Genomic DNA, 11,563 nt, shown 5'->3' with positions numbered 1-11,563 from the left:
AAAACTAAATAAAATCAAAATAGTAACGAGATTAAACTTTAGGCAAAAGCCTATCGAATATGCAACGACAGGCTTTATTCCCTTCGTCCCGTTTCATCGATATGGGACCGCAAATGCCGTGAGGTTCAAAGCCCCGCCTTGTCGATCGCATGGATGACGCCGTGCAGCTCGCCAAGACCTTTCAGGCGGCCGATGAGGGAATAGCCGGGATTGGTCGGCTTATCGATATCATCGCCGATCAGATGTCCGTGGTCCGGCCGCATCGGGATCACATGATCCTCCCGGCCTTCTTTGCGGCGCCGCGCCTCCTCCGTGAGCAATGTGCGCAAAATGGCATACATATCGCTGCGCCCCTCCAGATGCGAAGCCTCCACGAAGGAGCCATCCTCTTCGATCGCAACGTCGCGCAGATGCGCGAAATTGATGCGGGAGGCAAATTCGCGGGCGATCGCCAGCACATCATTGTCGGCACGACAGCCGAGAGAACCGACGCAGAGCGTCAAACCATTGGCGGCATGATCGACATTGCCGAGGATGCGGCGCAGATCCGCTGCCGTTGAGACGACGCGCGGCAGGCCGAAGAGCGAAATCGGCGGATCGTCGGGATGAATGGCGAGACGGGCGCCGAGTTCCGCGGCGACCGGCACGACTTCCTGTAAGAAGGCTTCTAGATTGGCCTGGAGATCCTCGGCCGTCATGCCGTCGAAGAGGGCGATGGCCGAGCGGATGGCGTCACGGCCATAGCTGTCCTCGCCGCCGGGAAGGCCCGCGATGATGTTATTCTCCAGCCGTTGCACGGCCTCCGGCGAGAGCCCCTTCAGCCGCTCCTCGGCGCGCCGCAGCAGGTCCGGGGCATAGGTTCCTTCCGCATCCTTCCTGCGCAGGACGAAGACGTCATAGGCAACGAACTCCACCATGTCGAAACGCAATGCGAGCGCGGTGGTCGGCATCTCGAAGCGCAGATCCGTACGCGTCCAGTCGACAACCGGCATGAAATTGTAGCAGATGGTTTTGATGCCGGAGCGGGCGAGATTAACGAGGCTGTCCTTCCAGACACCGATCGCAGTTTTCGCCCCTGCCCCGCCGAGCTTGATCGCGCTCGGAACGGGGATCGATTCACACACGCTCCAGCGCAGCCCCGCCGCCTCGACCAGCGCCTTTCGCGCTTCGATTTCGGTCGGCATCCAGACGCGCGAATGCGAGACTTCATGCAGCGCCGTGACGATGCCCGTCGCGCCTGCCTGGCGCGCATGCAAGAGCGGAACGAGATCCTTCGGGCCGAACCAACGCCAGCAGCTTTCCATATGAAGTCTCCTCCATTTGTCGGTCAAAATATCCTTGAAAAGCAAAATGTCTACTGTCGTACGACGGTTGACACCTCTTATTGACCAACAATATGGTCCGATAGCGGAGGAGAGATGGTGGCAGATATCGCTGATATCGAGGATAGGGGTTCGGCGGTCGATCAGGTGGTCGACGCGCTGCGACGGCTGATGCGCGAGCGCAATCTCGGTCTCGGAGACGCTCTGCCCTCAGAAGCCGAGCTCGCTTCCATGTTCAATGCCAGCCGCAATACGGTGCGCGAAGCGATCCGCATCCTGAAGGCCTATGGCATTGTCGAAAGCCGCCAGAAGGTCGGCGCGGTGATTACGGATCGCCGCCAGCAGGCGCTGATGGAGCTTTTCTCTTTCGCCATCGACATCTCGGCAGAAAGCTTTCTCGATATCCAGGGATTTCGTCGCCTTATCGAGGTCAATCTCAGCGATCTCCTATTCGACGCGCTCGATGAAACCGCAATCAAAAGGCTGCGCTCCATCAACGACGCGATGAAGGCTGCATCGACATTGGCCGAGGGTGCGGAACTTGACTATAAGTTTCATGCCGCCCTTGTCGGCTTCGCCGGCAATCAGACCTTGTCACAAGTCTATGGCATTCTACAGCCATTGTTGCAGCGGCTCATGGAAGCGGGCAAACGCTCACGCGAGGCTGTCGACAGCGCCTATCACGAGCATCGCGCCATCATCGAAGCGTTGGAACAACGGGATCGAATCGCCTACGCCTATCACATGAACCGCCACCTGCAGGCGGGCCTGCAATTCATCGCGCCAAAGGCTGTTTGAGGCATCCCTTGCATCACGGACATATGACATGAAAAGACAGACGCTCGACACCGGCTGGACCATCTCGCGCCTTCGCGCGCCATCAAGTGCACCGGCCCTGCCCAATTCGATCCCCGCGACGGTGCCGGGCAACGTGCATCTCGACTTGATGGCAGCGCAGCTGATCACCGATCCCTATCTCGACGTCAACGAGATCTCGCAGGACTGGATCGGTCGCGCCGCCTGGCGTTACCGCCTGGCTTTCGATTGGGATGGCGAGGATGCCGAGCGCATCGATCTCTCATGCCTCGGCCTCGACACGGCGGCGCGCGTGGAGCTGAACGGCAGCTTGCTCGGCGAAACCCGCAACATGCATCGCAGCTACCGCTTCGACATCGGCGATCACCTGAAAAGCGGCCGTAACGAGCTGATCGTCGACTTCCAATCCGCCTATGAACATGGCGAGGAGGTCCGCAAGCAGCTCGGCAGCGCCGCCGATATTCCCCAGAATTATCCCGGTCCGAGCAATCTCATCCGCAAGATGGCCTGCAATTTCGGCTGGGACTGGGGTCCGACCGTTGTCACCTCGGGCATCTGGAAACCGATCGTTATCGAGAGCTGGTCCAAGGCTCGTCTCGGCAGCATTCGCCCGGAAATCACCCTGCAAGGCAACCAGGGCGTCGCGCGCCTGCATGTCGAGGTCGAATGGGCCGACAAGGGCACGGACAGCGTGGCGCTCGTGCTCTCCATCGGCGGCAAGCGCGCGGAAGTGCGCGTCGCGCAGGGCGAGACCCACGCGCTCATCGAATGCCGCATCGACAATCCGCAGGTCTGGTGGCCGCATGGCATGGGCGGCCAGCCGCTTTACGATCTTGATCTGCGGCTGCTCGGCTCGGACGGTGCGGCCCTCGACGGCTGGAAGCGGCGCGTCGGCTTCCGCTCCGTGCGGCTGGATACGACACCGGACGAGATCGGCTCTGCCTTCACGCTCGTCGTCAACGACGTGCCGGTCTTTGCGCGCGGCGCCAACTGGATCCCCGATGATTGCTTCCTGCCGCGCGTGACGCGCGAGCGCTATCGCGAGCGGATCGCCCAGGCCCGCGATGCCAATATGAACATGTTGCGCGTCTGGGGCGGCGGCATCTATGAGACCGATACGTTCTACGAGGAATGCGATGCCGCCGGCATCATGGTCTGGCAGGATTTCCTCTTTGCCTGCGCCACCTATCCCGAAGAGGAGCCCGTCTACAGCGAGATCGAGGCGGAAGCGCGCGAGGCGATCGCAAGGCTCATGCCCTACGCCTCTCTGGTGATCTGGAACGGCAATAATGAGAATATCTGGGGCTATTTCGACTGGGGCTGGCAGGATGTGCTCGGCAACCGTCCCTGGGGCGCCGGCTACTATCTCGACCTCCTGCCGAAGCTGGTGGCCGAGATCGATCCCACCCGGCCCTACTGGCCGGGCAGCCCCTATTCCGGCTCCATGGAGATCGCGCCGAATGCCGATGAGCACGGCTGCAGGCACATCTGGGATGTCTGGAACGAGGTGGGTTATGAGACCTACCGCAGCTATATCCCCCGCTTCTGCTCCGAATTCGGCTGGCAGGCACCGCCGACCTTCGCAACGCTTGCCCAGTCCGTGCGCGAGAAGGATCGCGCACCGGCTTCTCCTGCCGTCCTGCATCACCAGAAGGCAACCGGCGGCAACGACAAGCTTCTGCAGGGGTTGGAAGGCTGGTTTCCCCACCCGCAAAATTTCGACGATTGGCTCTTCGTCACGCAGCTGAACCAGGCGCGCGCGATCAGCTTCGGCATCGACCATATGCGCTCGCATCGGCCAACCTGTATGGGCACCATCGTCTGGCAGCTTAACGATTGCTGGCCGGTCACCTCCTGGGCGGCAATCGATGGCGCTGGCCGGAAGAAACCGCTCTGGTATGCCTTGAAGCATAGCTATGCGCCGCATCTGCTCACCATCCAGCCGCGCGGTGATGGCTTGGCTGCGGTCGCCGTCAATGACGCAACGCTGTTCTGGCGCGTGCCCTTCACAGTCGAGCGCTTCGATTTCACCGGCAAGCTGCTCGCCCGTCATCACGTCTGGCGCATCCTGTGCGATCGTTTCGAAAATACGGATATCGAGATCCCGGCCGAGGTCGCGACCCCAAACGATCCACGCCGCGAATATCTGCGCGCCCGCCTCGGCGATGCCGAAGCGTGGTGGTTCTTCGAGAAGGATATGAAGCTGCAATATCCGCAGCCGCGCTTTGACGTCGAGAGCGTCCAGACGGTGGACGGTGTTGCAGTCAGCATCACGGCGCAGTCGTTCCTGCGGGATGTCTGCCTGTTCGTCGATCGCATCAATCCGAATGCCGAGGTCGACGACATGCTGGTCAATCTCGCGCCCGGGGAAAGCAGGACGTTCCAGACCAAAGGCATTTCCAAGGAAGCCTTCGACGATGCCGATCTTTCGGCAATCCTTCGCACGGCCAACCAGGTTGCGGAGCTTCCAAATCAATGAAACCGCGCCTCCGTATGCGAAAAGATTCGGCGCGTTGCGCCGGATCTAGGCCTATATTTTCCGTACGCCGTCACAAAAGATTGCGCTGGTGAATGGCAAATTGCCTCCTATGATCGGACGGCGCCTTGTGATCTAGTGCCCCTCATCCGATCCATGAATCAGCGAGATCACGCTTATGTCCTCGGACACCAATCGCAGCTTTCAGACGCCCCGCCGCGAAGAACTTGGCCTCATCACCCTCAACAATACCGCCGGTCTTTCGGCTTCGGCCCTGCCGAACGGCACGCTGTTTTCGATCGACTTTGCCGACCAGCAGGGCGGCGTCATGATCAATCAGGTCCTCGGTTCGCCCGTCTATGGCGGTATCGGACGGCTCTATCTGCGCATCGGCGGTGCGAAGCCGGCGACTGCGGAAATCGTCGGGCCAAAGGCTGCCGTGCAGTTCGGCCATGGCAGAAACGGTTTTTCCTGGAGCGGCGAGACGGCCGGTGTGAAGCATACGGTCAGCCTGCGGCTGCACCCGAATAAGACCGCATGGTTCTGGCAGGTTTCGCTGGAAAACAGCACCAATGCGACGCTTTTGGCCGACCTCGTTCTCGTTCAGGATGTCGGCCTCGGCGATCGCGGCTTCCTGATGAACAGCGAAGCCTATGCCTCGCAATATATCGATCACCACATTGCCGATCATAGCGCCTTCGGCCCTGTCATCATGGTCAGGCAGAACCTCAAGCAGGGTGGCGGGCGAAATCCGTGGCTGGCGCAGGGCTGCCTCGAAGGTGCGGCGGCCTACGCGACCGATGCAATCCAGCTCCTCGTGCCGTCCAAGGGCAATGATGGCGTCATGGTGCCGGACTTTGGCACCAGCCTGCCCAGCGCGCGCCGCCAGCACGAGGTCGCCTGCCCGACAATACAGTCGAAGCCGCTTGCGCTCGCCGCCGGTGCTAAGGCGACCACGACCTTCTTCGGCCTCTTCGTTGCCGATCATCCGGCCGCTTCCAGTGACGCTGATCTTGCCAATCTCGATAGCCTGCCGGCGCTTCAAAGTGAGCTGGCAGCGGAGACGATATCAGTTGGACAACCAGTGCGCAGCCTCGTGCAGGACGCGCCGCTTGCCGAAAGCGACGATCTGGATCAAGCCGCGATCAATACGCTCTACCCCCAGCGTATGCTGGAAGAACACGCCGACGGGAAGCTGCTTTCCTTCTTCGTGCCCGACGGGCCGCATAACAGGCACATCGTGCTGCGCGAAAAGGAGCGGCAGGTAGCGCGCCGCCATGGCGCCATCGTCCGCAGCGGCCAGAACATGCTGCTCGATGACCAGACACTGGCCGCCACCTGCTGGATGCAGGGCATCTTCGCCGCGCAGCTGACCATCGGCAACACGTCTTTCCACAAGCTGTTTTCGGTCTCGCGCGATCCCTACAATCTGACCCGGTCGAGCGGCCTGCGCATGCTCGTTGATCTCGGCGATGGCTGGCGCCTGCTTGGCGTGCCCGCCGCCTTCGAGATGGGCTTGAGCGATACGCGTTGGATCTACCGCCTTCCCGGCCGAACCATCACTGTATCGGCAATCGCCTCCGGCGACGACCCGGCGATGCAATGGAGCGTTTCCGTAGAGGGCGCCGCCTGCCGCTTCCTCGTATTTGGCCATATCGTGCTTGGCGAACGTGATTACGAAGCCGTGGCGAACATCGCAGTCGATGCGGCCGCCAAGCGCATCTCTTTCCGGCCGCAGCCGTCCTGGCTGTGGGACCGGTATCCGAAGGCTGGATACCATCTCGTCACCTCGACCCCGGATGCGTTCGAAGCCGTTGGCGGCGATGAGCTGCTCTATAGCGACGGCGCCACCCGCAACGGCCCGTTCATCGCCCTTAAATCGCATCCGACGAAGGAGTTGCGCTTTGCCGTCACCGGCTCGATGACCGATGCGCAGGCGGCCGAGGCGCTTGCTACGCGCTATGCCACCGGTGTGGAAAGCGAAGAGATGCTGGCGCCGGCGCGCCGCTTCTGGAGCCATGTGACGCGGGGCGCGCGCATCGAGGGTGATGGCCGAGATGTGGCGGCGCAGGCCGTGATGCTGCCCTGGATCGCGCATGACGCCATTATCCATCTGAGCGTGCCGCATGGGCTCGAGCAATATACGGGGGCTGCCTGGGGCACGCGCGACGTCTGCCAGGGGCCAATCGAATTTCTGCTTGCCTACGAGCATGACGAAGAAGTCCGGAAGATCCTTACCACACTCTTTTCCGAGCAATACCGCGATCGCGGCGACTGGCCGCAATGGTTCATGCTGGAGCCCTACGCCAATATCCGCGCCGGCGAGGCGCATGGCGATATCGTCGTCTGGCCGCTGAAGGCGCTCTGCGATTACATCGAGGCGACCGGCGACATCGCCTTTCTTGCCAAAACTGTGCCGTGGCGCGCCGACGACACCATGCAGCTGACTTCCGAACATGCAACGATATCCGATCACATCGAAAAGCTGCTGGACACCGTGCGCGGCCGCTTCGTGCCGGGCACGAGCCTCATCCGCTACGGCGAGGGCGACTGGAACGACAGTTTGCAGCCGGCCGATCCGCACCTGCGCGACTGGATGGTTAGCAGCTGGACCGTATCACTTCTGTACGAACAGCTGGTGCGCTACGCCAACATCCTGACGCTCGCCAGCCGCAATGAGGAAGCGCAGTCGCTACAGGCGACCGCCGCCGCCATGCGCGCCGATTTCAACCGTCTCCTGATGCGTGACGGCATCGTTGCAGGCTACGGCGTCTTCGATCCGAGCCATGACGGCGTCGAGTTGCTGCTGCATCCGGAGGACACGCGAACTGGCCTGCATTATTCGCTGATCGCGATGACGCAGCCGATGATCGGCGGCCTGTTCACGCCCGATCAGCGCCACGCCCATATGAAGCTCATCCGTGAGAACCTGCTGTTCCCGGATGGCGTGCGGCTGATGGAAAAGCCGGCAACATACTCCGGTGGTCCGGAGAAGCTCTTCCGGCGGGCCGAATCCTCCTCCTTCTTCGGCCGCGAAATCGGGCTCATGTATGTGCATGCGCATCTGCGCTACTGCGAGGCCTTGGCGCTCGAAGACGATGCGGAAGCGGTATGGGCGGCACTCGCGCTCGCCAATCCGATTGCCGTCAGCGGCAGGGTGGAACATGCGTCTCTGCGCCAGCGCAACACCTATTTCAGCAGCAGCGATGCGGCCTTCGACGACCGCTATCAAGCATCTGCGGAATGGGCGCGCGTCAAGGCGGGCGATATCGCCGTCGATGGCGGCTGGCGCATCTATTCGAGCGGCCCCGGCCTTTACACTAAGAGCCTGATCGGCAACGTCTTCGGCTTCAAGCGGCAATTCGGCGAGCGCATCCACAAGCCGTTGTTGCCGGCCTCCATCGGCGCCTGCGAGGTGAAGCTGGATTTCACGGCCTGAGCCGGTCGTGAAAAGAAAAGGGGTCGCATCAGCGGCCCTTTTTCAACCGGTGATAGTTGGTTGGCTTCGCCGCGGGAGCTGCCCCCGCACCTCTATCGACCTTCTGGTTAACCGAATCGGCTAATCTCGTGCGGATGTGCAAAGCCCGGAGGCGGATTTGGAAACGGCGCTCTATCTCCCGATCAAGTCATTTCTCGAAGCGGCCGGCTATGCGGTAAAAGGCGAGATCGGCGGCTGCGACCTTGTCGGCCTGACTGATGGCGAGCCGCCCGTCGTCGTCATCTGCGAACTGAAGATGACCTTCAACCTCGAACTCGTCCTGCAGGCGGTGGATCGCGCTGCTGCCAGCGACGAGGTCTGGATCGCCGCCCGCGTCTCGGCAAAGGGCAAGGGCCGGGAAGGCGATCGTCGGTTCCGCGACCTTTGCCGAAGGCTGGGCTTCGGCATGCTGACCGTCTCGGACAGCGATGTCGTCGACATCGTCGTCAGCCCCGTCGCGCCGATGCCGCGCAAGAATGCGCGGCGCAGGTCACGCCTTGTGGAAGAGCATCGCCGGCGCAAGGGGGATCCGGCCCTAGGCGGCAGCACGCGCAAGCCGATCATGACCGCCTATCGCCAACAGGCCCTTGCCTGCGCCGCTGCCATCGAAAACGGAGCGCAACGCCCGAAAGACATGCGCGAAGCAGCACCGAAGGCCCCGCAAATTCTGAGGGACAACGTTTACGGCTGGTTCGAGCGCATTGACCGAGGAATCTACGCTTTGACAGAGCTTGGAATAGAGGCCCTCAAGCGTTGGCCGGCAGCGCAGCTTTAAATATGGAGAATTTCCGGTCGCCCAACATTAAATTCATGTAATATCTTAACATTCCGCAATACAAACATGATCAATATTTAATTTGTAAAACACAATTGGCGGATCATATTAACACCAAGCGCCAATTCAAATCTATACTTTGCTTCCCGTAGTAAAAACGGGAAACAAAGTCGCTCGCAAAATTGACGCGGACCAATCGACGCCCGTCCCCGGTATGGACGAGCCGCCAAACCGCCAACGATCTCGCAAGGGACTTTCGCCATGCCTTCTCTTCTCCGCAAACATCGCACAGCCGCCATCGTCGGCGCCGCTATCATCGTCGGCGCCGGCGCATTGCCTTTTGCCTTCAGCACATCCGCAACCGTCGCCTCGGCCGCCGAACCGGCCGGCATCATCGCACCCGGCGGCTCCTTCGCTCCGATCGTCGATGCCGACAAGCCGGCCGTCGTCACCGTCACCACCACCATGAAGGCGACCGATACCAGCGCCGACGGCAGCAACTCGCCGATGGACGAGCAGTTCCGGCAATTCTTCGAAAACCAGGGTATCCCCTTCCCGAAGCAGATGCCGCGTCAGCAGCAGAGCCAGCGCGCCATGGCGCTCGGTTCCGGCTTCATCATCAGCCCGGATGGAGTCATTGTCACCAACAACCACGTCATTCAAAACGCCGTCGACATCAAGGTGACGCTTGATGATGGCACGGAGCTGCCGGCCAAATTGCTGGGCGCAGATGCCAAATCCGACCTTGCCGTTCTGAAGATCAACGCGCCGAAGCCGCTCGCCACCATCGCCTGGGGTGACTCCGACAAGCTGAAGCTTGGTGACCAGATTCTCGCCATAGGCAATCCCTTCGGCATCGGCACGACCGTCACAGCCGGCATCGTCTCGGCTCGCGGCCGCGACCTGCACAGCGGCCCCTATGACGACTTCATCCAGATCGATGCCCCCATCAACCACGGCAATTCCGGCGGGCCGCTGGTCGACCGCGAAGGCAATGTCGTCGGCATCAACACCGCCATCTACTCGCCGAACGGCGGCAGCGTCGGTGTGGGCTTTGCCATTCCCTCTGCCGAGGCCAAGGCGATCGTCGCGAAGCTCGAGAAGAACGGCTCAATCGATCACGGTTATCTCGGCGTCGCCATCCAGCCGGTGACCTCGGATATCGCCAATGCCATGGGCCTCTCGCAGACCCAGGGTGCGCTCGTTGCCAGCGTCAATGACGATACGCCAGCCGCACGCGCCGGCATCAAGAGCGGCGACATCGTCACCGCCGTCGGCAATGAGAGCGTGAAGACGCCAAAGGATCTGTCGCGGCTGGTCGCCGATCTCTCTCCCGGCGACAAGCGTTCCCTCACCCTGTGGCGCGACGGCAAGAGCATGGACGTCAATGTCACCATCGGCGGCAATGACGACAGCAAGCAGGCCGCCAACGACGCTAGCGACGGCAAGGTCCAGCCCTCCAACCAGCCGAGCATTGGCGTCGGCCTTGCCAACCTCACACCGGATGTGCGTGAGCAGTTGAACCTGCCGCATGGCGTCGAGGGCGCCGTCGTTGCCAGCGTCAATCCCGAGAAGCCCGCCGCCGCTGCCGGCATCCAGACCGGCGATATTATCGTCTCGGTCAACGATCAGCCGGTCCACAACGCCCATGAGGTGCAGACGGCCGTTGCCAAAGCCGGCAAGGATGGCCGCAAGTCCGTCCTGCTCCTGATCGAGCGCGACGGCAACAAGACCTTCGTCGCCGTGCCGTTCTCGGCCGCTTAGAAGATCTGAGGCATTGAATGATCGGTCCGCTTCCAGCAACGGAGCGGGCCGAATTTGTCTTGTTTCGCCGTCTCCACGTGGCCTATGTCCTGAACGCCGCCTTTCCACAACGGAAACCTTCCGTTTTTGACACCTGACTCTTTTTGTCCAAACTCTGCCTTTGTGATGGTACAAATAGCGCCGAAGCCGATTGAAACGATCGGGCGGGAAGTTTAAACCGCTCCGGCGATATCAGCGGCTAGGCCTTAAAACAGGAATAAGCGGCGGCAGGAGTTGGAGTGACTGATCCCTACGATATTCTCGGCGTTGCGCGCGATGCGGGCGAGGAGCAGATCAAGGCAGCTTATCGCAAGCGCGCGAAGGCAGCCCATCCGGATTCCGGCGGCGATACCGAGGCTTTCGCGCGGCTGCAAAAGGCCTACGAGCTTCTTCTCGACCCCGTACGCCGCAAGGTGTTCGACGATACCGGCTATGATGTCGAACTGACCGATGCCGTCGACCTGCAGGCGCTGGTCGCGATCGAGAAGCTGATTACAGAGGTCGTGCTTGACGAACGGGAACCTGGTACCTTCGATCCGGTCGCCAAAATGCGCGCGAGCCTTCTGGAAGAAATTCGCAAGGCGAATTTCAGCAAGAGCGAGCTCGAGCGACACTCCAATCGCATCGGCCTTCATTTAGAGCGGCTGGGCAAGCGTCCGGGCAAAGACGTAGTCGGCCACATGCTGCGCGCCCGCATCAAAGCGATCGCCACCGCCATCAGCGAAACGGAAGCAAAGATCGGTGCCACCGAACGCGCCTGCGACATGCTCGAAGGCTATCTTTACGAGATGAACGAGCCTCAGGAAGAAGCGGAAACGGCTGCCGAGATCGAATGGGACGAGCCAAGGGTCCGCTCGGCCGCGCAGTAGAAGCTCACTTTTTCACTGCTCGGA

Annotated in this window: 7 protein-coding genes; 6 read left to right on the top strand and 1 reads right to left on the bottom strand. The window is 61.3% G+C overall.

Annotated elements, in window-relative coordinates; translation table 11 throughout:
- Positions 1 to 125: 125 nt before the first annotated feature.
- Entirely contained in the window at positions 126 to 1,304 is a 1,179-nt protein-coding gene (uxuA, locus tag ACK83U_RS22505) for a mannonate dehydratase (protein WP_112608890.1), read from the bottom strand.
- 114 nt (positions 1,305 to 1,418) lie between these two features.
- Here uxuA and ACK83U_RS22500 point away from each other — a divergent pair, with 114 nt between their 5' ends.
- The 6 genes from ACK83U_RS22500 to ACK83U_RS22475 all read left to right on the top strand — a co-directional run bounded on the left by ACK83U_RS22500 (position 1,419) and on the right by ACK83U_RS22475 (position 11,539).
- A complete protein-coding gene (locus ACK83U_RS22500; protein ID WP_112608888.1) occupies positions 1,419 to 2,120 on the top strand; it encodes a FadR/GntR family transcriptional regulator in 702 nt (233 codons plus the stop codon).
- 28 nt (positions 2,121 to 2,148) lie between these two features.
- Positions 2,149 to 4,617 carry a glycoside hydrolase family 2 protein gene (locus ACK83U_RS22495; RefSeq protein ID WP_112608886.1) on the top strand — a complete coding sequence of 823 codons (2,469 nt, stop codon included), beginning with the start codon at positions 2,149 to 2,151 and terminating at the stop codon, positions 4,615 to 4,617.
- Between the two features lie 175 nt (positions 4,618 to 4,792).
- Complete coding sequence (locus ACK83U_RS22490; protein ID WP_112608884.1) at positions 4,793 to 8,053, top strand: GH36-type glycosyl hydrolase domain-containing protein; 3,261 nt, start codon at positions 4,793 to 4,795, stop codon at positions 8,051 to 8,053.
- A gap of 157 nt (positions 8,054 to 8,210) precedes the next feature.
- Positions 8,211 to 8,867, top strand: coding sequence for a DUF2161 domain-containing phosphodiesterase (locus ACK83U_RS22485; RefSeq protein ID WP_112410416.1), 657 nt, complete (start codon positions 8,211 to 8,213; stop codon positions 8,865 to 8,867).
- 261 nt (positions 8,868 to 9,128) lie between these two features.
- Positions 9,129 to 10,631 (top strand): DegQ family serine endoprotease, encoded by a 1,503-nt coding sequence (locus ACK83U_RS22480; protein ID WP_112608882.1) that lies wholly within the window; start codon positions 9,129 to 9,131, stop codon positions 10,629 to 10,631.
- A 278-nt stretch (positions 10,632 to 10,909) separates the two neighbouring features.
- Positions 10,910 to 11,539: a J domain-containing protein gene (locus ACK83U_RS22475; RefSeq protein ID WP_112335748.1), complete on the top strand. Its 630-nt coding sequence runs from the start codon at positions 10,910 to 10,912 to the stop codon at positions 11,537 to 11,539.
- The last annotated feature ends 24 nt before the right edge of the window (positions 11,540 to 11,563 follow it).

Source organism: Rhizobium sp. WW22 (genome assembly GCF_047041135.1).
Classification (GTDB): domain Bacteria; phylum Pseudomonadota; class Alphaproteobacteria; order Rhizobiales; family Rhizobiaceae; genus Rhizobium.
The sequence above is the reverse complement of the archived record's forward strand: the minus strand, read 5'-3'. Positions and strand labels throughout refer to the sequence as shown.

What these genes read in the sequence shown, in the direction of transcription:
- uxuA (WP_112608890.1), bottom strand. Translation starts at nt 1,304, where the DNA reads ATGGAAAGCTGCTGGCGTTGGTTCGGCCCGAAGGATCTCGTTCCGCTC.
- ACK83U_RS22500 (WP_112608888.1), top strand. Translation starts at nt 1,419, where the DNA reads ATGGTGGCAGATATCGCTGATATCGAGGATAGGGGTTCGGCGGTCGAT.
- ACK83U_RS22495 (WP_112608886.1), top strand. Translation starts at nt 2,149, where the DNA reads ATGAAAAGACAGACGCTCGACACCGGCTGGACCATCTCGCGCCTTCGC.
- ACK83U_RS22490 (WP_112608884.1), top strand. Translation starts at nt 4,793, where the DNA reads ATGTCCTCGGACACCAATCGCAGCTTTCAGACGCCCCGCCGCGAAGAA.
- ACK83U_RS22480 (WP_112608882.1), top strand. Translation starts at nt 9,129, where the DNA reads ATGCCTTCTCTTCTCCGCAAACATCGCACAGCCGCCATCGTCGGCGCC.